This is a genomic window from Phycisphaerales bacterium (assembly GCA_016716475.1).
In the GTDB taxonomy this organism is placed as follows: Bacteria; Planctomycetota; Phycisphaerae; order UBA1845; family Fen-1342; genus JADJWG01.
On sequence record JADJWG010000004.1, the window covers coordinates 309074 to 329903 of the forward strand.

The 20830-nt window shown below is 65.8% G+C and carries 17 protein-coding genes; 8 read left to right on the forward strand and 9 right to left on the reverse strand.

The features are described 5' to 3' along the window. The first annotated feature begins 1 nt into the window (after position 1). Entirely contained in the window at positions 2 to 1000 is a 999-nt protein-coding gene (locus IPM18_15350) for a M50 family metallopeptidase (protein MBK9120955.1), read from the forward strand. A 30-nt stretch (positions 1001 to 1030) separates the two neighbouring features. On the opposite strand, the gene hslU is transcribed toward IPM18_15350, so the two are convergent. After that, a complete protein-coding gene (hslU, locus tag IPM18_15355) occupies positions 1031 to 2371 on the reverse strand; it encodes an ATP-dependent protease ATPase subunit HslU (GenBank protein ID MBK9120956.1) in 1341 nt (446 codons plus the stop codon). A gap of 185 nt (positions 2372 to 2556) precedes the next feature. Here hslU and IPM18_15360 point away from each other — a divergent pair, with 185 nt between their 5' ends. The 4 genes from IPM18_15360 to IPM18_15375 all read left to right on the forward strand — a co-directional run bounded on the left by IPM18_15360 (position 2557) and on the right by IPM18_15375 (position 5707). Next, positions 2557 to 3684, forward strand: a complete 1128-nt coding sequence (locus tag IPM18_15360; GenBank protein MBK9120957.1) for an aminotransferase class V-fold PLP-dependent enzyme — start codon at positions 2557 to 2559, stop codon at positions 3682 to 3684. Positions 3685 to 3795: 111 nt separating this feature from the next. Beyond that, positions 3796 to 4044 carry a hypothetical protein gene (locus IPM18_15365; GenBank protein MBK9120958.1) on the forward strand — a complete coding sequence of 83 codons (249 nt, stop codon included), beginning with the start codon at positions 3796 to 3798 and terminating at the stop codon, positions 4042 to 4044. A gap of 199 nt (positions 4045 to 4243) precedes the next feature. Continuing rightward, positions 4244 to 5104, forward strand: coding sequence for an Mrp/NBP35 family ATP-binding protein (locus IPM18_15370; GenBank protein MBK9120959.1), 861 nt, complete (start codon positions 4244 to 4246; stop codon positions 5102 to 5104). A 165-nt stretch (positions 5105 to 5269) separates the two neighbouring features. Beyond that, entirely contained in the window at positions 5270 to 5707 is a 438-nt protein-coding gene (locus IPM18_15375; GenBank protein MBK9120960.1) for a CBS domain-containing protein, read from the forward strand. Between the two features lie 168 nt (positions 5708 to 5875). Here IPM18_15375 and glgP (IPM18_15380) read toward each other — a convergent pair whose 3' ends face one another. Then, a complete protein-coding gene (gene glgP / locus IPM18_15380) occupies positions 5876 to 7012 on the reverse strand; it encodes an alpha-glucan family phosphorylase (GenBank protein MBK9120961.1) in 1137 nt (378 codons plus the stop codon). Beyond that, on the reverse strand, positions 6916 to 8001 hold the full coding sequence (gene glgP / locus IPM18_15385; GenBank protein ID MBK9120962.1) for an alpha-glucan family phosphorylase: 1086 nt from the start codon (positions 7999 to 8001) through the stop codon (positions 6916 to 6918). Before glgP (IPM18_15385) ends, glgP (IPM18_15380) begins: the two co-directional genes overlap by 97 nt. A 240-nt stretch (positions 8002 to 8241) precedes the next feature. Here glgP (IPM18_15385) and IPM18_15390 point away from each other — a divergent pair, with 240 nt between their 5' ends. After that, positions 8242 to 9948, forward strand: a complete 1707-nt coding sequence (locus IPM18_15390) for an AbgT family transporter (protein MBK9120963.1) — start codon at positions 8242 to 8244, stop codon at positions 9946 to 9948. Between the two features lie 180 nt (positions 9949 to 10128). Here the strand turns inward: IPM18_15390 and IPM18_15395 are convergent, their stop codons facing one another. From IPM18_15395 to IPM18_15415, 5 genes are all read right to left on the reverse strand, one after another. Continuing rightward, complete coding sequence (locus IPM18_15395; GenBank protein ID MBK9120964.1) at positions 10129 to 14445, reverse strand: dockerin type I repeat-containing protein; 4317 nt, start codon at positions 14443 to 14445, stop codon at positions 10129 to 10131. Between the two features lie 300 nt (positions 14446 to 14745). Beyond that, a complete protein-coding gene (locus IPM18_15400) occupies positions 14746 to 15498 on the reverse strand; it encodes a PEP-CTERM sorting domain-containing protein (GenBank protein ID MBK9120965.1) in 753 nt (250 codons plus the stop codon). A gap of 360 nt (positions 15499 to 15858) precedes the next feature. Further along, positions 15859 to 16959 (reverse strand): metallophosphoesterase, encoded by a 1101-nt coding sequence (locus IPM18_15405; GenBank protein MBK9120966.1) that lies wholly within the window; start codon positions 16957 to 16959, stop codon positions 15859 to 15861. A 132-nt stretch (positions 16960 to 17091) separates the two neighbouring features. Next, positions 17092 to 18114 (reverse strand): dipeptide epimerase, encoded by a 1023-nt coding sequence (locus IPM18_15410; GenBank protein ID MBK9120967.1) that lies wholly within the window; start codon positions 18112 to 18114, stop codon positions 17092 to 17094. After that, a complete protein-coding gene (locus IPM18_15415; GenBank protein ID MBK9120968.1) occupies positions 18111 to 18425 on the reverse strand; it encodes a hypothetical protein in 315 nt (104 codons plus the stop codon). The genes IPM18_15410 and IPM18_15415 overlap by 4 nt, the downstream gene beginning before the upstream one ends. A gap of 116 nt (positions 18426 to 18541) precedes the next feature. On the opposite strand from IPM18_15415, the gene recO reads away from it, so the two are divergent. Together recO and IPM18_15425 are read left to right on the forward strand one after the other, a co-directional pair. Beyond that, positions 18542 to 19279, forward strand: a complete 738-nt coding sequence (gene recO, locus IPM18_15420) for a DNA repair protein RecO (protein MBK9120969.1) — start codon at positions 18542 to 18544, stop codon at positions 19277 to 19279. A gap of 54 nt (positions 19280 to 19333) precedes the next feature. Continuing rightward, positions 19334 to 20014 carry an LON peptidase substrate-binding domain-containing protein gene (locus IPM18_15425; GenBank protein MBK9120970.1) on the forward strand — a complete coding sequence of 227 codons (681 nt, stop codon included), beginning with the start codon at positions 19334 to 19336 and terminating at the stop codon, positions 20012 to 20014. A 26-nt stretch (positions 20015 to 20040) separates the two neighbouring features. On the opposite strand, the gene IPM18_15430 is transcribed toward IPM18_15425, so the two are convergent. After that, positions 20041 to 20700 (reverse strand): hypothetical protein, encoded by a 660-nt coding sequence (locus IPM18_15430; protein MBK9120971.1) that lies wholly within the window; start codon positions 20698 to 20700, stop codon positions 20041 to 20043. Positions 20701 to 20830 lie beyond the last annotated feature (130 nt).

Below are 20830 nucleotides of genomic sequence, written 5' to 3' on the forward strand. Positions count from 1 at the left end.
CATGAACCTGCTCGGTGGTTCCCTGCCGGTCGGCCGGCTGTTCGGCATCCACATCCGGATTCATATGCTCTTCGTCGTGTGGATGGCTTTTAACCTCGTGCAGGCCGGCGACGCCTGGCCCCAAACGCTTACCTTCCTGGGCATGATCTTTCTAATCGTGCTGATTCACGAGTTCGGCCACTGTTTCGGCGCGCGGCTGGTTGGCGGCGACGCCGAGAACATCATGCTCTGGCCGCTGGGTGGTCTGGCCTACGCCGAGGCCCCCATGCGCCCCTGGCCGCAATTCGTCACCATCGCGGCGGGTCCCGTGGTGCATCCGATCCTGTGTGTGGTGAGTGCGAGCGTCCTCGTGGCCGCCACCGGCCACTGGGGCTTCTTCACGCTCGATCCCTTCCGCGGCCCCATAGGCATTACGGAAACCTGGCAATTCTACGTGTGGCTCTTTTATAAACTCAACCTCATCCTGCTGTACTTCAACCTGCTGCCCATCTTCCCCATGGACGGTGGCCAGCTTTTCCGCGCCATTCTCTGGCCGTGGCTCGGATTGCAGCGTGCGACCATCCTGGCCACCCAGGTCGGCCTCGTCGGGGCCATCGTACTGGCCTACGTCGGAATCCAGTGGGGCAACATCCTGCTCGTCATGATTGCCGCTTTCGGCGCCTTCTCCAGTTTTCAGCACTTGCGCTTTGCCCAGGCCGGCATGCTCCGCGAGGACAGTGTCTACGATCGGTTAGGTCAGAATCCCGCTTACGATACGTGGTGGCGGAAGATGTTCCGTATCCGTCGCCCGCGCCGCACCACCGTGGCGCCGGGGTCCGCCACGCAACGGGCAACAGTGCCTGCCCAGGCAGCGGTCGCCGTCGAGGAGCGCTTTCATGAAGACGAGGCGGAACTCGATCGCATCCTGAAGAAGGTCTCAAGCCACGGCATCAGCAGTCTCACCTACATCGAGCAGCAGCGGCTCGAACGCATCACCCGCGCCCGACGCCGTGAGCCCTGACCTCGCCGTGTCGCCTGCGAGGCGGAGCCGCTACAGCTCGTACTGGCTACGTTCTTCGTCTTCGAGGATGTCGGCGAGCCGCATGCGGACATAGTCAATGTCGACGACCACGTGCTTGTTGACGGCGTCGGAGGCGTTGAAAGCGATCTCCTCGACGACCTTTTCAACGATGGTGTAGAGCCGGCGGGCACCGATGTTTTCGAGCATCTCGTTGGCGCGGCCGGCCATCTCGGCCATTTCGACGAGTGCGTCGGGGGTGAACTCGAGTTGCACACCCTCGGTCCCGAGCAGGGCAATCTGCTGCTTGATGAGGGCGTTCTCCGGTTCGGTGAGGATGCGGTGGTAATCCTCACCGGTCAGGTCGCCGAGTTCGACGCGCAGCGGGAAGCGCCCCTGGAGTTCCGGCATCAGATCACTCGGGCGTGACTGCGTGAAGGCGCCGGCCGCGATGAAGAGGATATGGTCGGTGCGGACCATGCCGTAGCGCGTGCTGACACTGGTGCCTTCGACGAGGGGCAGCAGGTCGCGCTGCACTCCGCTGCGCGAGACTTCGGGGCCGCTGCTCTCGGCGAGCGGAGCGCCGCAGATTTTGTCGATCTCATCGAGGAAAACGATGCCGCCTTCCTCGCAGTTGCGGAGGGCCTGCTGCTGGAGAGAATCCTGGTCGACGAGCCGGTCACTCTCCTGCTGGGTAAGCAGTTCGAGGGCCTCGGGCAGAGGCAGCCGCCGGCGGCGGCTGCGGGGTGGCATGATGCGCTCGACGAACTGCTCGAATTCCGGACCCATCTGGTCGAGCCCCATGTTGGACATGACGTGGACGGGCACGGAGCGCTCGTCCACGGTGACATCCACGAGCCGCTCCTGCAAAGCGCCGGCGTGGAGTTGCTGGCGGAGTTTTTCGCGCGTGCGCGTGCGGCGCTCGGCGAGGTCGGTCTCGCCGCCCTCGGCGGTGTCCACGCCCGGGAGCAACTGGTCCAGGATGCGATCCTCCGCCGCACGAATGGCATGCGCGCGGACGTTGACGGCGGCCCGCTGACGTTCGAGCGCGATGGAGCGCTCGACGAGATCACGGATGATGCCGTCCACATCACGGCCGACGTAGCCGACCTCGGTGAACTTGGTGGCTTCGACCTTGATGAAGGGGGCGTCCACGAGCTGCGCGAGCCGGCGCGCAATTTCGGTCTTGCCAACGCCGGTGGGTCCCATCATGAGGATGTTCTTGGGGGAGACATCGTTGCGCAGGCCGCGCGGCAGTTGCAAGCGGCGCCAGCGATTGCGGATCGCGACGGCGACGGCGCGCTTGGCCTCGTCCTGGCCGATGATGTAGCGGTCGAGCGCGGCGACGATCTGGCGTGGGGTGAGGTCGTTCATGGGTTCTCGGCGGTTGGGTAGCGCGGCCGGATGCAGCGCCAAAGCGGATGATAGCATGCGGGCGGGGCAGGGGCATGTTCGTCAAAAAGCGTCGGTGGACAGGCCTTTTGCACGACAGCGAGGTACCGGTGGCGTAGAATTGCGGGCGAGATCCGAGGGTGCCCGGGGGTGGAGCGCCGCCCGCGATGAACGTCGACGAATACCGCGCAAAGTTTCCGATTACGAAGAGCTACAATTTTCAGGACCATGCGGGCGTGGCACCGCTTTCAGCGCCGGCGGCGGAGGCCCTCACGGCCTATGCGCAGGAGCTGTCGACCGCGGCGTACCTACGGGGGACGTACTATCGGGCGGTGGACCATTTTCGACAGGCGGCGGCGCGGTTGCTGAACGCGCACGCGGACGAGATCACGTGTGTGAAGAATACGTCGGAGGGGATCAGCTATGTGGCCAACGGCATCCAGTGGCTGACCGGAGACAATGTCATCTCCAACACGATGGAATTTCCTTCCAACTTCTACCCGTGGCTCAACCTGGAGCCGCGCGGTGTGGAGGTGCGCGTCGTGCAGGACGAGGACGGCCGCATCCCGTTTGACCGGCTCGCGCGGGCGATCGACCGGCGGACGCGGGTCGTCGCAGTGTCGGCCGTGCAGTGGAGTAATGGTTTCCGCATGGACCTGGCCCGGCTGGGGGACTTATGCCAGGAGAAAGGTGTTCTCCTGTGTGTCGATGCGATCCAGGCGCTGGGGGTGCATCCGATCGATGTGCGGGCGATGCGGATCGACTGCCTGGCCGCCGACGGCCACAAATGGCTGTGCGGACCGGACGGCGCCGGCATTTTCTACTGCCGACGGGAGTTGATCGGGCACCTGCGACCGACGGAACTCGGCTATTTCTGCATGAAGCATGATTTCGATACGACGGAGCGCAAGATCGACCTGCGGGATGATGCGCGGCGCTTCGACAGCGGGGCGTACAACCTCGCCGGAATCACGGCACTGACGGCGTCACTGCATCTGCTGCTGGCGGTAGGAGTCGAGGAAATTCAGCGGCGTGTAAAACATCTTACCGATCAACTGGTAGAAGGTCTGCGGCGCAAGGGCTGGACGGTGGCCAGCCCGCGAACGTCGAGCGAGTGGAGTGGCATCGTGAGCTTCGGGTCTGATAAACATGATCTGCTGGCCCTCAAGCGGCACCTGCGTGACGAGTTCAAGATTGTCGTGGCGCGGCGGCTGGGGCGGCTGCGTGCGAGTCCGCACTTCTACAACACGGATGAAGAGGTTCAGCAACTTGTCGAGGCGCTTCCTGCTCATTGAGGCGCAACGAATTCCTACGGCCGGCCCGGCCTGCCCTTGAACAAAGCACGGCGACGTTCCGTATAATTCCGGTAGCGGCCCGCCCTCAGTTTGGGCCGTGGATGGAATGTCATGAAGAAGACCGCGTACATGTTGCGTTGCCTGCCGCGTTGCGGCTTCGATCACACCGAGGTGCGGATGGTCGATCTCGACCTGACGCCGCACGCGGATGTCGAGGTGGTACGCGAGGCCCTGACGCTTTTCTTCGCGGTCCGGGGCATCAGCGAAGCGGTGTACGCAGTGGACTTCGATCATGATGGCCCGTACGCCATCATCAATGACGAGGCCTACGAGCACGCCTGGGGTACGCCCCTCTTCTAGTCGCTTCCACTGGGCTGACATGCCAACCGGTGGTTCTCCGCACAGGGTGGACCGTGCGGGTGACCTGCTGCCGCGCGGTCGCGGGGCCGCTACTATTCGCCAGAGACGATCCGCGCGCCGTTCGGGTTTGCGCAGCGCAGGGTGCGCCGCCGGCGTTGCCCATGCCGGATCGACCCGTAAGCGTGGAGAACCGAGCGCCATGAGCGAGACCCCCACTCCGGAACACAACCCGCCGCCTTCCCCCCCGCCGCTGCCGCAGGTGAAGCACGTCATCGCCATCGGGGCCGGCAAAGGGGGGGTGGGCAAGAGCACGGTGGCGCTGATCGCAGCCGCCGGCCTGCAACGCAAGGGCTTCAAGACGGCACTGCTGGACGCAGACGTGTACGGCCCGTCCCTCGCGAAGCTGACGGGGACGGAAGGGCGTGAGCTCGAGTTGGACAGCGCGGGGCGGATTCAGCCGGCGGATGCGGACGGACTGAAGGTCGTAAGCATCGGACACCTCATCAGCCCGAACCAGGCGGTGATCTGGCGTGGGCCGATGGCGCAGAAGTATGTGAAAGAGTTCATTGACCGCACGAACTGGGGCGACATCGATTACCTGATCGTCGACCTGCCGCCGGGGACGGGCGACATCCCCCTGACGCTGGCACAGAGCATCCCGCTGACGGGCGCGGTGCTGGTCTGCACGCCGCAGGACGTGGCCCTGCTGGATGCCGTGCGCGCGCATCACATGTACGAGCGGCTTGGTGTCCCCGCGCTCGGCCTCGTGGAGAATATGAGCTACTACCTGTGTCCGCACTGTGGCCACCGGGACGAGATTTTCAGCCATGGCGGTGCCCGGCGGGCGGCGGAGGAACTGCAGATGCCGTTCCTGGGCGAGATCCCGCTGAACATCGCGATTCGGAGTCACGGCGACGAAGGGCGGCCCGCCGCCTACTTCACCGACGTGGAGCCGCAGGTGGTGGCGTCGCTGGAGCACTTCGTTGACCAGCTTGCGCAGGTGGTGCAGGAGCGCTCGAGGAAGCGTACGCCGCTGCCGGTGTTGAAGATGAAGGGGTGAGCCGCGGGGCCGTGCAGCGGATCGGCGCCGGGGGCGTGGCAAGGGGGGTGGATTGACTTGGCGTGGGGCGCGGTCTACAAATCCCGCGGTGATTCGGACGGTGCGGGCGGCCGCACCGGGTGTCGCAAGGCATGCATTTCCTCTGCTGAGCAGAAAGGGCCCGCCATGCCAACCGCAATGGATCTGCTGGGGGCGAAGGTACGCGGCGGTGTGCTGACGACGACACCGGAGGCAACGGTGCAGGATGCTTGCCGCCTGATGCGGCAGGAGCGCGTCGGCTGCCTCGTCGTGACGACGGGCAAAGCCGTCGCCGGGATCTTCACGGAGCGTGACGTGATCAATCGCGTCGTGGCGGAAGCGCGTGACCCGGCAGCGACGATTGTCGGTGACGTGATGACGCGCGAGGTGATCGTGGTGAAGCCGGATCGTTCGATCGAGGAGATCGAGGCGATCATGAAGCAGCAGCGGATTCGGCACCTGCCGGTGGTGGGCGAGCGTGAACTGGCGGGGCTGCTCTCGATCGGCGATGTCGCGGCGTGGCACGCGGACAAAGACAAGCAACTCGTCGAGTACCTGCAGGACTACATGCACGGCTGGCACTGAGAACGGCGCCGCCTGCCGCGTGCGTGCTTCTCCCTTGCCGAAACCAAGGAAGAATCGCGGCGTGGTGCCGCAGGTGGCCCTTGCAGGCCCGGGCGAAAGTCACGGTGACGAACGCCTGGCTCCTTGGCGGGCAGGCAGTCGAGAACGCTTTTCTGCCTTCCAGGCGGCTCAGTACCCCGCATAGAGCCGCACGTAGTCGGCAACCATGCGGTGGGTACTGAATTGGGCACAGACGGTCTGCATCGAGCGGACCATGCGTGCGAGCCACTTGCGCGGCAACCCGTCCCGATCCCGCGTGTAGAATTCCGGCACAATCTCCCGTTCGAGCAGTGTGTAAATCGCTTCGGCATCGCGGCGATCCTGCGCGGCGGGTGTTCGGGCGGGGACGCCGTCGCCGATGGCCCAGCCGTTGTGCCCGTCGTAGGCCTCCGGCCACCAGCCGTCGAGAATGGAGCAGTTCAGGCCGCCATGCAGTGGGGGCTTCATGCCGCTGGTGCCCGAGGCCTCCTGTGGTCTAAGGGGGTTGTTGAGCCACACATCGCAGCCGCTGGTAAGGGCGCGGCCGATGTCCATGTCGTAGTCTTCGAGCAGGGCGACGCGTCCGCGGAAACCGGCCTTCTCAGCGAACTGGTAGATCTTGCGGGCAAAGGCCTGTCCGCCGTGGTCGGCCGGGTGGGCCTTGCCGGCGAAGACGAGTTGTACGGGGCGCTGCGGCGCGTTGAGGATGGATGCGAGGCGGCGGGCCTGATGGAAGATCAACGGGGCGCGTTTGTAGGTCGCGAAGCGGCGCGCGAATCCGATGGTGAGGGCCTGCTCGTCGAATGTGTCGAGAACGGCGAGGATGGACCGGGTATCGCCAAGGCGGCGCTGGGCCTGCATCTGGAGCCGCATGCGGATGAACTGTACGAGCCGACGCCGCAGCAAGCCGCGGATGCGCCACAATTCCTCGGCCGGAATCTCCGGCGCGCGGCGCCACCAGTCGTGCTCGGGCCCGGCGCCGACCCAGCGCGGCCGCAGGTAGCGCTCATAGAGCGGCCGCATCTCGGGCGCCAGCCACGTTTCGGGATGGATTCCGTTGGTGATGTGGCCAATCGGCACCTCAGCGGGTGTGGCTGCACCGAAGAGCGACTGCCACATTTCGCGCGAGACCTGTCCGTGGAGAGCAGAGACGCCGTTGCAGCGGGCGCTTGTGCGCAGGGCCAGGGCGGTCATGCAAAAGGGGGCGCGCCGATCGTTGACATCCTCGCGGCCGAGGCGCAGCAGCGTTTCGCGATCGAGCCCCTTGCCGTCGAGCAGCCAGCCCACGTACTTGCGGACGAGGACGGGGGCGAAGCGGTCGTGTCCGGCGGGGACCGGCGTGTGTGTGGTGAACACGGTGGAAGCGGCGACGGTCCGGAGGGCGCGGTCGTACGCCTGACCGGTGGCGCAGAGCGCCCGGAGGCGTTCCAGGGCGCAGAAGGCGGCGTGACCTTCGTTAAGGTGGAAGACGTTGACGGGTACCCCGCCTGGAGCGCGCGCGTCCCACCGACGCCGAGGATCAGCTCCTGCTGTATGCGGGTCTCGTTGTCCCCACCGTAGAGCCGCGCGGTGATGGTGCGGTCAGCGGGGCGGTTGTCCGGCAGGTCGGTGTCGAGGAGGTAGACGGGTACACGGCCGACCTGGAGCTGCCAGATGCGAACCAGCACCGCGCGCCGGCCGAGGGGCACACGGATGCGCCGGCCGGTGTCCTGTACCGGCCAGTCGGCAAAATCGTAATGAGGGAAATGGGCGTCGGTGGTGCCGTCGGGACGAAGCGCCTGGCGATAGTAGCCGCTGCGGTACAGGAGGCCGACCGCGACCAAGGGGACGCCGAGGTCGGAGGCGGATTTCAGGTGATCGCCCGCGAGCACGCCGAGGCCACCGGCGTATTGCTGCATGGATTCGTGAATGGCGAACTCGGCGCAGAAATAAGCGATGCGGAGGCGCCGGGTACGCGGATCGGCCGTACGCTGGAACCAGGTGCGGGCGCGCAGGTAGTCCCGAAGCTGTCGCTCGCAGGTGGTCAGGAGTTGCTGGAACTCGCGGTGCGCGGCGAGCGCGGTGCGGCGCGCCGGGGTAAGCCCGGCGAGCGTTTTGAGCGGGTTGTGCTGGGTGGCCTCCCAGGCCGGGGGATCGAGCGCGGCGAAGAGGCGCTGCGGGTCGGGATTCCAGCTCCACCAGAGGTTCTGCATGAGCGCGCGGATCCGCGTGGTCCAATCTCCCACTGTGCTTCCCCGCCGTGCGGGACCGGCCTGCCGCGTCTGCCGCGTGGTCATCGTCATCCTCCGGTGGCGCCTGGTATCGTTTCTCATGCGGGCGGGAGTATACCGTGATGCGGGGGCGGCTGCGGCGCCGGCGGGTGCTCGTGTGGACATTGTGTTGCCGGGCAGGGATCGGTCGCGTGAGCGCTGTTCCGCATGGTTGTCAGAGACCGGCTGGGCGGGTAGGTTCTGCCTCGACGACAAGATGATTCATGATCCGCGCCACGGACGGCGCCTCAGTTCGGCGCAACATCCATGTCTCCCAAGAGTGCCCCTCCGGTTTTGCCGCGTCCACCGGCGTCGACTGTGTCCGGGGACAAGCCGCGCGGCTGGTTCGCCCGTTTCCTGAATGCGGTGGAGTGGCTCGGGAACCTGTTGCCGCATCCGGTGACGTTGTTCGCAGGCATCTGTGTGCTGATCGTGCTGGTGAGTGGCGTGGCGGCGGCGTTCGGCGTTCAGGTGCAGGATCCGCGCAACCCGGGCGCGGTCATTCGCGCCGTCAGTCTGCTCAACGGAGAGGGGCTGCGGCGGATGATCCGGGAGGTCGTACGGAACTTTGTCGAGTTTGCACCGCTCGGAACAGTGCTGGTCGCGATGCTCGGCGTAGGGGTTGCGGAGAAGTCAGGCCTCCTGAGTGCGGCGATTCGCGCGCTGGTGCTGAGCGCACCGCGGCCGCTCGTGACTGCGGCGATCGTGTTCGCGGGTGTGCTCTCGAACACCGCTTCCGAGATGGGGTACGTCGTACTGATTCCGTTGGCCGCCGCGATCTACTTGGCGCTCGGGCGGCACCCGCTGGTGGGGCTGGCGGCGGCCTTCGCCGGGGTGTCCGGCGGGTACAGCGCGAACCTGCTGCTGGGCACCATCGATCCGCTGCTGGCCGGCATCACCACCGAGGCGGCGCGCTTCCTGGATCCGACTTACGAAGTGAACCCCGCCGCGAATTGGTACTTCATGCAGGCCAGCGTGTTCATGATCACCGGCATCGGGACCTTCGTGACCGAGAAGATCGTGGCGCCGCGGCTGGGGACCTACGACCGTACCGCGGCGGCGGTGGATCTCAGCACGCTGGGCGGACTTGATCGGCTGCGGCCGGAGGAACGGCGCGGCTTGCTGTGGGCGGGCGTGGCGGTCGTGGTGCTGGCAGGGATCGTGGCGCTGGGCGTGGTACCAGAGCGAGGTGTGCTGCGGGCACCGGTGGAGACGGTGGGGGCTGCCGTCCAGGAGCCGGAAGCGAAAACAGAGCCGCGTGCAGCAGCGGCCTTGGAAGCTGAGCTGTCGGCGGAAGAGGGGATCCGGCTGCCGAGCATCTATGAGTCGGCGCTGTTCAAGGGGATTGTTGCGTTCATCCTGCTGTTCTTCATCGTGCCGGGAATTGTGTACGGGGCGATCGTGGGCACGATCCGTAACGATCGTGACGTGATCGATGCGATGGCCGACGCGCTCAGCCGGCTGGGGCTGTATCTCGTTCTGGTGTTCTTCGCGGCGCAGTTCGTGAAGTACTTTGACTGGACGAATCTGGGGCTGATCATCGCAGTGGAGGGGGCGGTGCTCCTGAGGCAGACGGGGCTCGACAATGCGGCGGTCTTCGTACCCTTCATCCTGATGTGTTGCCTGGTGAACCTGATGCTCGGCAGTGCCTCGGCGCAATGGGCGGTCACGGCGCCGATCTTCGTGCCGATGCTGATGACGGTGGGGTACAGCCCTGAAGTCGTGCAGGCGGCGTACCGCATCGGCGATTCCACGACGAACATCATCACGCCGATGATGAGCTATTTCGGCCTGATCCTGGCATTTGCGGCGCGGTATGACCGCCGGATCGGCATAGGCACGCTGGTCTCGACGATGCTGCCATATTCGCTGTTGTTCCTGGTGGGGTGGATTGCGTTGTTTTACCTATGGGTGTTTCTGCTGGGGTTGCCGGTTGGCCCGGGCTCACCAACGTATCTGCCAACGGGGCCGTAAAGGCCGTGCGGCGGAGGAGCACAGCGCGGGCACGGGCAGGACAGTTGGGGGCCGGATGGTCATGAGTCGCGGGGGGCTGCGGACATCCCCGGCATGCACACAGCGGGGGGGGCGCAAAGGAAGCGGCGGGTACGAGACCGCTAGTCCCATACCCGCCGCTGGAGTTGCAGCGCTCCGGGCTTACGGTGTGAAGTCGAGCTGGAACTCCGCGAAGTCTGCGAGATCCACCCGGCCATCACCGTTGAAATCCGCACAGATGCAGCCGAGGTTGGGCTGCGGGGTGGGACCGCCGAGGCAATTCGCAAACGGTCCGAAGTCGGCAAAGTTGACGGCGAAGTCGCCATTCAGGTCGCCGAGAATCGTCGGGCAACCGGCGAGCAGGAGCACGTCAACCCGGATCGGTTTCGTGAAATCGACGATCGGGTTCGGGATGTTCGGCGTGTTGAACGTGGTGAGCCGCAGCCACCGGCTGGGCTCTGTATCCCGCCAGAACCAGTTGAGTTCGAGGGCGCGCCCGGGGTTGCCGTAGGAGTTGACCACGGCGCTGATGTTGGGCGGCGCGGCGAGGTTGGCCGCCGTCGAGCCGGAGAAACTCGGCTGCCGCAGGAGGCCCTGGGCGCCGAGCGGGACGCTTTCGAAGTCGGTGATGAGCAGATTGCCGCCGGCATCGACGTTCATGACGTTGTCGATGAAGAGCCGATACGGGCCGGAACTTCGATTCGGCGACGTGCCGTTGACCGACACCACGATGTGCTCGAGCACGCCGCGCGTGCCTTCGAGGATGCCGTTGCCGAGGAAGTTTGCGACCGGATCCGTGGCGGGGTTGAACACCAGCGTCTGCCACGCATTGGCAGGGCTGATGGCCACCCCTTGCGGGGCACTGCTGATCACACTGGTGACGCCGAGCCACTCGATCGAGCCGGTCGTGCTGCCCGGGGAGCCGACCGCACCGGCGTCGCCGGTTTCACGGAGGCCGAGGGCGATGCGGATGTCACCGTTGCCGACACCGGCCTCGAGCGGGGTCGAGAGCGACGCACCGGAGGCATTGACGGCCTGGGCGCGGATGCGCTCGAGATGCACGAGGGTGCGGGTCAGCGGCACGTTCACGATACCGTCCGGGGGAATGGCCCCGGCGTACGTCCCGATCGTGTTGTTGGCCGCGTCGAGGATGCGCACCTGCGTGACGTCGGCCTGTACGCCCGTCACGGTGGCGGCGGTGTCTCCGGCCTGAATCGGCGACAGGAGGGCCGGCGGCACCGGCGGCGGCGGGGGCACGGCCCCGAAACGCACAGGTCCGACCTCGAGGCAGTAATCGTCGTAGTAGCCGACGGTGGTGTTGGCGACACCCGGTCCGATGCGGGCGATGTCGAACGAAGGTGTGCTGGTCAGCGGAATATTCTTCCGCGCCAGGCGTCCGTCGACGTACACGTCAAGATACAGACCCTTGTGGACGAACGTGAAGTTGTGCCAGCCGATCGACCGCTGCGGGGCGTCGTACTGGTCGAGGTTGGTCCAGTCGGGTCCGCCGTTACCGAGGGCGCGCAACTGGTAATAGTTGTTGTTGTTCTGCGCACCCAGCGTCGAGACGCCGATGTGGATGAACGTGAAGCCGCCGGTCTGATCATTGAGCTGGGCGAAGTTGTTGCCGCCCGCGCCCGGACCGACCGAGTCGTAGATGTCGACGTTCCAGACGACCGGGTTTGTGGGGGTCGGCACCAGTTCCGCGATGAGCTTGTGCACGCGGCCGCTGTTGCCGGCATTCTTGAGCGACTTGGTGCCGCCGCCCTCGCCGACGGTCGTGGCGTTCTGCTCGGTGGAGAGCTCGAGCCGCGTACCGGTGGAGGTGACCCACTGGGCCGTGTAGGTGGCTTCATCGTATTCGAAGCTGTCGCAGACGATCGTCGTGGTCGTACCGACGGTGACGGTCTCGGAAATCGACTCGGAACTGAGGATGCCGTTGGCCGTGTAAAACGCCTTGATCGTGTTGCCCGTCTGCAGATTCGTGACGGGGACCTCAACGAAGGTTGCACCGGCCGGCACGGCGGCGTTGAAATTGGTGGCGTCGTTGACCCGGACCGTGACCTGCGTGGCCTGCGGCGGGAGACCCTGCACGCGAACGTTCACGTTACCGGGCGACGGGGCCTTGAAGATGATCGGGGCGGGGAAGCCGACGACGACTGCCGTTGAGGGGCGGCTTTCGGCACCGTTGACGGTTTGCGTGGCTGTGACCACGTCGCCACCCACCAGCGAACCGGAGATGTTGACGACGACTGACGCGCCGGCGGGAACGGCCGTGCCGCGCGCGATGTCGTTGACATAGACGGTCGCGAAGGACGTCGTCGCGAACTGGGCGGTGAGCAGGTTGCTGACCGTGACACTGGTCGCGCCCGGTGCCAGGGAACTCGGCAGAGCCGGCGGAGCCGGCGGGGCGACGCCGCGCGGGTAGGCGAAGTCGCTTTCGACACCACCGATCACCTGGGTCGCCGAGACGGAGTCGCCCAGTGCGAGCGTGAGGTTGCCGAAGATGGTCTCGGTCCCCGTCGGGGCGACGGGGGCGCCGACCGGTTCGCCGTTGATGAAGAGCTGCACCGCGGTCGCGGCTGCATTCGTGCCGACGCGGACGGAAGTCTGGGCACCGACGACCGGGGCAAGGACGGTGGGCAGTGCCACGTCGTTCAGCGGCGTACCACGGACGAGGACGCGGAACCGCATGGTTGCGCCGGCGTCGGTGAACTTCGGTGCCGTGTTGCAGGCAAAGCCAATGTTGTGGTACTGGCCGAGCGTGGCACCGGTGAAGGTCCAGAGCATGCGGTGACTGGTCTGGCCGTCGAAGCTGGCGAGGGTCGAAAGGGCCGAGGAGGTGGGCAACGTCGGGCTTTGTCCGCGGGACTGGAGCAGGTAATTGACGCCGCTCTCCATGTCGTGGACGGTTTCGATCCGGTTGCCGTCCGCGTCGAGTATTTCGACGGTGTCGAGGAAGAACTCATAGGGGCCGTCGGCGGCGCCCGCTGCGCGGGTCAGCCAGATACTGTCCATCGACCAGAGGCCACTGGGCGAGGGATTCAGGACACCGTTGCCGCCGAACCAGGGCAGCACAAGCTCGTCTGAATCCAGGGCGAAGTCGATGGTCTGCCACACGGCGCTGTCGGGGAAGAGGTCGATCCCATAGGGCACGGGGCCACTGTCCACGGCGGTGACGCCAACGTGTTCCCAGGGACCGAGCAAACAACTGCCGCTGCCGATTTCATCGATCACAATGGAGAAGGAATAGGGTGAGGGCTCGGGGAAGACCACTACGCCGAGCGATGGCACGCTGGTGATGCCGGTCACGCCGTCGCGCTGGGTGGCGCTGTAGACGTCTCCGGTGACCGCGGGTGCGGGCAGTGTGAAAATAACGTCGTCATTGTTGCCGACGTTCTGGGTGAGCAGGACGTTGCCGTTGCGGAGCAGATTGACCTGGTTGACGTTCAACAGCAGGTCGGTAACCGTGACCTGGGTATCGCCGGCAATAATGGGAGCGACGACGCGCGGCGCGATGACCGGGTCGGGTTCGGGGGCTTCGAATTGCAGTTCGTCGATGGCCACGTCGATCAGCACGGCGGAATCGCCGGCGACGTTGACGAGCGCGATATGTTCCAGCGTGCCCCGGGTGAGCTGGAAGACGCCGTCACCGGTAAAGCCGCGGATGCCTCCGCCCTGGTTCACGCCGTTGACGCTGACGGTGCCCGTAGCGAGGTTGAATTCGATCGTGTAAGGCACGGGCGATGGCGCGAGTGTCGCAGCCGGGATCGGGGTGCGGATGACAGCATCATCTCCCTGGGGGGTGGTGTCGAGCAAGCCGTTCGGACCGGGGCCGACGACAATCGTCGAAGCCGGCAGGCCGAGCGTGGTGATGTTTGTGCCGACCGGATAGACCTGCACGTCATCGCCCTGCGCCGTCGTGTTGACGATGCCGTCGGGGCCGGCCGCAAGGGCTTCTCGCACGCCCGTGGTTCCGACCCATTCGATCTCGCCGGTGCCGCCGGCGTCCGCGAGCTGCGGGACGACAACACCCGTTTCACGAATTCCGAGACACAAGCCGATGTTGCCAAGGAATAGTTCACTCTTATTGGTGAACTTGAAGCGGACCTTGCCGCCGGTGTGCAGTGCGGGGTTGGGTCGCAAGGCCCCGCCCGAGGTCGTGAGCCGAACCCAGGCGTAAGGGTCGTTGGGCGCAACCCAGCGGAAGAAAACTTGCAGCGCGGCCGGACCTTCGGTCTGCAGACCGCTCGCGCGAAACGCGGCGTTGTTGTCGAACGCGCCGACGTTGGCGAGGATGTAGGTGCTGGTGGTGCCGGAAAGCTGGGGAGTTCGGAACATTTCCTGCGAGGTGCCAGGATCGTCGATCGGCGGGCCGTTGAAGCCCACGACCTCCGACGGAAATTGCCCATAGGCCGCTAGCGGAATCCACATCGCCGCGGCGGTGACCCAAGCGGTCAGACGTAGCTGTCGTACCATCAGACCTCTCCTCAACACGGGCTGCAACCGGCCTTGCCCTGCGCCACACCTGTGGCGAAGTGTGCGTGGAGCGGCCGCAGCGCTTTCGCGTGAACCTGTTGTGTTCATTCTACCAGAATCGGCCTTGGAAATGCGCACACGCCCCACCCCGTCGTGTGACGACGAAGTGAAGCGTGTGTTTCATCTCGAGTTCCTTCGCAAGCGGTCTTGGGCCTACGATTCGGGCGCGCGTACGCCCGTAGGTTTTATCGACCGTTGCCGCCACCTGGTCCACCCACCGGGCGGCAATCTTGCGAACGACTAGCGCCTTCGCAGGAGCGTGAGGCCACCGAGCGCGAGCAGTGCAAGGCCGGCCGGCTCAGGAACCTGGTAAATGCCGACATTATCGAACCCTAGGGCTCCGCCGGCGGATGACAAGTCGGATGGGCCACCAAGACGGTAGACGTTGTAATTGATACCAGCCGAAGCCGCTGGCACAACCAGCGTGGAGTCGATGGTGCCGTCGGCGTTCATGTCCAATGTAAAGGTGATGTCGGTGGTCGTGATGAGCGCCTGGATGCGGTGTATGCCGGCTACCACGGGGATATTGACGCCGTTGCCGTCCTGGAACTGCACCCAGCCGGTTGATCCAGGTAGAAAGACCGTACGCACGCCATAGCCGGAGCCGGTGGGGAAGGCGTTATAGCGGCCCATCTCGAGCAGGGCGGACAAAGGTGCCCCACCACCGTCGGTACGCAGACCCATGGTGACGCGCTTGTTGCCGACGCCATCGTCGATGATGTCACCGTGCCAGACGAGGGCGTTCGCATCGGGACTGAGGGCATCAAACAGGCGCTTGGCAGTCTTACCTCCGGGGTGATTCATATATTGGCCGGGGTTGCCGCCAGCGGCCATGAGAGTAGCGGGGGCGTCGGTGCTGGACATGGCCCCCCAGGCCGTGGGCGCCAGCATTGCCGCGGTATCCGCATAGGACTCAAAGTTGTCGAAGAAACCGGCCCAGGCCGGGGTGCTGCCCAGGACCAGGCACAACGTCATGACTGCTAATTTCCGCATCTTTCGATCCTCCAAAGGAGCTGCATGTACCACACAGGCGCAACAGGCGCCTCCGTCTTGTGATCACAGGAGCAGGACCCCATTGGGTCCGCGCTATCCAGGCGATGTGGGGGCGCACGGCGCTCCGCTTGCACGGACACCCAGCGCAGCCCCGCTCTTTCAAACTATAAGCGCGCTATGGGTAGAGTCGGGAGCGGTTGCGGGCGACGTAGCAGGCGGTGCGCCGGGAGCCGCACCTTCGCGACACCCTGACAGGTGAGCCGGGCAGCAAGACTGGCAAGGCGCAGTCGCGCGGCCACGATTATTGTGCGAGTCGGATAACCGACTTGCACGGGAGGGCGAGACCAGAACCATGAATCTTCACAGGTCCGAAAACACGCGCGTCGTAGTTTGGGGTGCGGCACGGCGTTCGTGCTCACGGAGACGGTGCTGTTCCGCCTCGAAGGCGCGCTGTTCGGCGATCCTGGCGCGCTCGAGTTCATCCTCGGGTTCGAGCTGCGGCTCCCATGCGAAGGTGTGTGCAGTCCAGGTGAGTTCGTCGCCGCGACAGCGGAAGACGGTGTAGCCGGGGGGGTTGCCGATCCAGCTCCCGGCCCACCAGGCGCCGCTGACGGCAGCGCTGGTGAGGTACCAGACATCGCGAAAGCGGTAGTCTTCACGATTGTGGCAATGGCCCTGGAGCAGGGCCTTTACGCCGTGGCGTTCGAGCACCAGGCGCAGTTCCTTGGTGTCCCAGAGGACCATGCTGCCATCGAGGGCCTTGCGGGTGGGGTCGCCGTTCCATTGCGCCATGGCACAGAATGCCGCGATGTGCGTGAGGCAGATTTTGGGGCGGTCACCGGCACTGCCGAGGTCGCCGGCGAGCCATTCAAGCTGTTCTGGTCCGATGCGCGGTTCGTAGCTTGGACCCTGTTCAGTCTGCACGGGGTGGATGCAGTCGAGAATGCTGAAGTGCCAGCCGGCGTGGTCGAAGCTGTAATGACTGTGTTCCCAGTCAAGGCGATCCATGATGAAGCGTTTGCCGAGCGCGGGGTCGTTGCGGTCGACCTTGCGGCGCGCGGACCAGCCGAGCACGTCATGGTTGCCCAGGCAGGGGTAGGTCGGGATGCCAAGTGCGGCGGTGATTTCCTTGAACAGCCGGATCTGCTCTTCGAATTCGGCCTTGGGGGTGTAGAGGCCGTCGAAGGCGAGGTCGCCGCCCAGCAGGGCGAAAGCCGGACGGGGCTGCAGCGCGCGGACGCTTTCGATGCAGGCCGCGTAGCCGCGATCGCCTTTGCGGCGTGGCGTGACGTGCATGTCGGTGAGGTGGACGAAGGTGAAGTCCTTGGCATCCGGGGGGTCGGGTGCGGCCGGCCGTGGGGTCGCCGGTGCGGCGTAGGCGGTGTACCGCGCGGTGGGCAGCAGGGCGGCGGCGCCGGCGGCGAGCGTGGTGGTGACAAACTTGCGACGGGTCAGTGACATGGGAGCACTCCTGGTCCAGCCACTCTGACGGAGGCGATGGCGTGCATCGTAACCGCCGGGCCGTCAGCGGGACGCGATGCTCCCCGCGCCCCTGTGTCGTGGTTGTGACGAGGTCGTACACTCGTCGTGTGCTTATGGCCGTGCGCTGACGCCGAGACCGGGTGCATCGCCAAGGGCAATGACACCGCGGGTGCGCGTGATGCCTGTGTAAGGATCGTCAGCGAGCAGCAGCGCGCCGTCGAGATCGGCGTAATCCACGAGGGTGGCGATGCTGAGTGCGGGGGCGATCGCCAGACTGCTGCACACAAAGCAGCCGAGCATGGTCTGGAGTCCGAAGCCGCGGGCAAGCGCGATCATGCGGAGCGCTTCGCGGATGCCGCCACACTTGGTGAACTTGATGTTCACGCCGTCGACGCTGTCTCGCAGACGCACCACGTCGGCCGGTCGCTCGCAGCTTTCGTCCGCAAAAATGGGAGCAACACCGAGCGTGCGAAGGGCGGACAGATGTTCCCAGTCCGCGGGCGGTAGTGGTTGTTCGATGATCGTCGGCCGGTAGCGTGCCAGGGCGCGGATACGCTGGGGGGCGGTGGCGGGAGTCCAGGCCTGGTTAGCGTCGAGGAACAGAGGGCCGTCGAAACGGCTGCGGATATAGTCGAGGGTGTCTTCGTCGGTGTCGGTGCCCACCTTGATTTTGAGCGCGTCGAACCCGGCGGCGAGGGCCTCATCCACCTTGATGCGGGTCAGTTCCGGGTCGGCGACGCCGATCGTGAAGGTGGTTTGTTTGCGGGCGGGTGCGAGCCCGAGCAGCCGCCAGACGGGGACGCCGAGTTTCCGGCCGCACCAGTCGTGCAAGGCGGCGTCGAGTCCGTCGATCATGGCACGCTGATCGTCGAAGCGCGCCAGTAAACGGGTGAGGATGGGCTCGATGCAGTACGGATCATCCCCCAGCAGTTCCTCGCGGGCGATGGCGGCCAGGGCCTGTTCACTGGCCGCGAGGGTTTGCCCATAGAGAGCGGAAGGTACGATCTCACCCTGGCCGGTGACGCCGTCGTGGGTGAGGCAGACGACGAGGTTTTCCTTGACCTCGGTCGCCCAGCCGGAGGTGGCGAAGCGGTGACGGGGGCGGACGGTGAGACGTTGCCAGGTGAGTTTCATGTGGGCCACCGCAGGTTGTCGCTCTCGGCGCCTTCAGCGAGCACGTCAGCAAGCAGCGAGATGCTGACGACCGCGGTACGTTCGACGAAAACCTGCCGGCGATTTTTGGGGCGCAGGCCGTCGGCTTCGAGCAGCGAGGCATCGTTGACGTACTTTTCCTTGGTGCTGTGCCCTTCGTCGCGGTCGTGGACGTCGGCCTCGCGCAGCCAGTAGCCGCGGTCGTCGAGGGCCGCAAGGTGGCCGATGTAGACCAGGGGGCTGGCGGTATCGAGCACCACGCAGTGGCCGACGAACGCAGAAAGTGAGGGCATTTCCACCTGCTGGCTCCTGGCTACAATGCCGGACGGCGCCACAGTCCCGTGCGGATTGTAAGGGCCTGGGCGGAGCGCCACCAAGCCCGGCACAGCCCCCGGATTTCCTGCGCGTTATGGCCACCCTTCGCGATGAAGCCATCGTGCTCCGGCTCACGGAGTATTCGGAGTCCTCGCAGATCGCGACGCTGTTCGCGGCCGAGGCCGGGCAGCTCCGTCTGATTGCGAAAGGTGTGCGGCGCAGTACGAGGCAGCGTTTTGCGCCGGGGCTGGATCTGCTGGAATGCGGGGGGGTGCAGTATGTTCCGGCGCGTGGGGATGCGCAATTGGGTACGCTCACTGAATGGCGCCAGCGGGAAGCGTTCGGCGGCGTGCGGCGAGCGCTACTGCGGCTGTACGGGGCGCTGTACGCGACCGAGCTGGTCGCGGGGCTGACCGAACCGGGCGACCCAGCGCCGGAGTTGTACCGTGGGCTGTACACGACGCTGGCGACGCTGGCGGGGGAGCCGCCGGCTGGGCCGGCGATCACGGGCTTCCAGGAGACGCTGTTGCGGACGATCGGATACGCACCGGTGCTCGACCGCTGTGTGTCGTGCAATCGGGGCTGGACTTCAAGCCAGCCGTACTTCTTCAGTTCGGGCAGTGGGGGGCTGATCTGCCGCGACTGCGAACCGCACCTGGTGGAGAAATTGCGCGTGCTGCCGGGGGTGCTGGGCAGCACGCCGACGGACGGGCCGCTGCCGGGCTGGTTCGCGCTCTTCGACTATCATCTCACGCACGTGGCTGGCCGCCGCTTTCAGACGGCGCCGGAGATCGAACGTCTGCTACGGGAACCGCGCGTGCCGGGCCTATAATGATGTGCGGGGGCCGGGATTTTTCCCGTGCCCACCTTCGCAGCGAGACGTGGCATGAGCGAAGATTTCCTTTATCTACCCGAAGTCGTGCCGGTGTTTCCGCTGCCGGGCGTGGTGCTGTTTCCGCGCACACTGCTGCCGTTGCGCATTTTTGAGCCGCGCTATCGCGTGATGACACAGGCCTCGCTGGCGGGTCCGCGGATTTTGTCAATCGCGCTGCTGAAGCCCGGCTTCGAGCCGCTGTACCACACGCGCAGGGCGCCGATTCACCCGCTGGTCGGGCTTGGGCAGATCGTGCAGTCTGAAGAGGTCGATGACGGGGACTACAACGTGCTGCTGCGCGGCGTTGGTCGCGCCCGGATCGTGCAGGAGGTCGGCGAGGAGGACTATCGGCAGGCCCGCATCGAAATGGTGGACACGTTCTGCACGGCCGATGACCACGAGCAGGGGGAACTGCGGACGGCGCTGTTCGCATCTGTGCGAAGCAACCCGGCGTTGGACCCGGACTTGCGGTCCGGCTGGCTGCGGTTGGCGACCGAAGACCTAGATCTCGACATCGTGAGCGACGTGATGGCTGCCCAGTTGCCGGTCGAGGCCGAACTGCGCCAGTCGCTGCTGGGGGAGGCGGATGCTTTCGTGCGGGCGCGCAGTGTGCTGGAGCACCTGGATACGCTTGCGGCCATCGCCCGCACCTACCGGCGGATCGCCGATCCTGACGCCATCAATCTGAACTGAACCGCCGGCCCGCGACCTGTCTGCATTCAGGGCGATGGGAGCTCGAGCTGGGCCTGCCGGGCACGCTGGGCGTCGGCCTGCCGCTGGAGCGCGGACGCGGCATTCTCCGGGGGCCACAGCAGGGGCAGAAAACTTGCGCCCAGCGCCATGACCAGCGTGATGATTGCCACGACGCCGACCAGGTTGCGCGCCTCCGGGGCAAGGCGACGAAGTGGCCAGTTGAGCATGTGCAGCAGGAAATCAAGCGCCAACAGGATGAGATCGAGCAGCGATGTCCGGTTCGGTGCCGTGGTGGCAGCTACGGATTCGATTTCCGGTGTGGCTGCACCCGTGTCGGTGGAAGGCGCGGCGGGTGTTGCCATCGTGGCCGCGGCTGGGGATTGCGTTGTTGGAGGTGCGGAAGCACTGTTCAGCAGGGTAGCCGCCCGGGTTTCGACGGGCACGAGTCCGGGCGGCAGGCGGGCCTCGTCTTCCAGACTAGGAATCTGGTCCACCTGGCGCTCCGCCTCGGCGAGAGCGGCGTCGATCTCAGCGTCGCTGACGATTGGAGGTGGAGTCGGCATATCGAGTACGGAGACCTCCTGCGGCAGTGCTGCGACCCGGTGCTGGCCGGGCTGTCCGCTACGGTTGGTATCGGCCGGCGGTGGAAGGGCGTGTAGCAGAGCAGGGGCATGGCCGATAACCACGGCGCAGCGCGGCCGACGGCGAGTCGTGTAGATTGCGCACGACTCCGCCTATGCTGCGTGGGCTGCCTTGCCGGCAGTGGGCTGCGTGGAAGCCTGAGATCCAGGCGTGGCGGGGAGGTGTGCCGAAGTT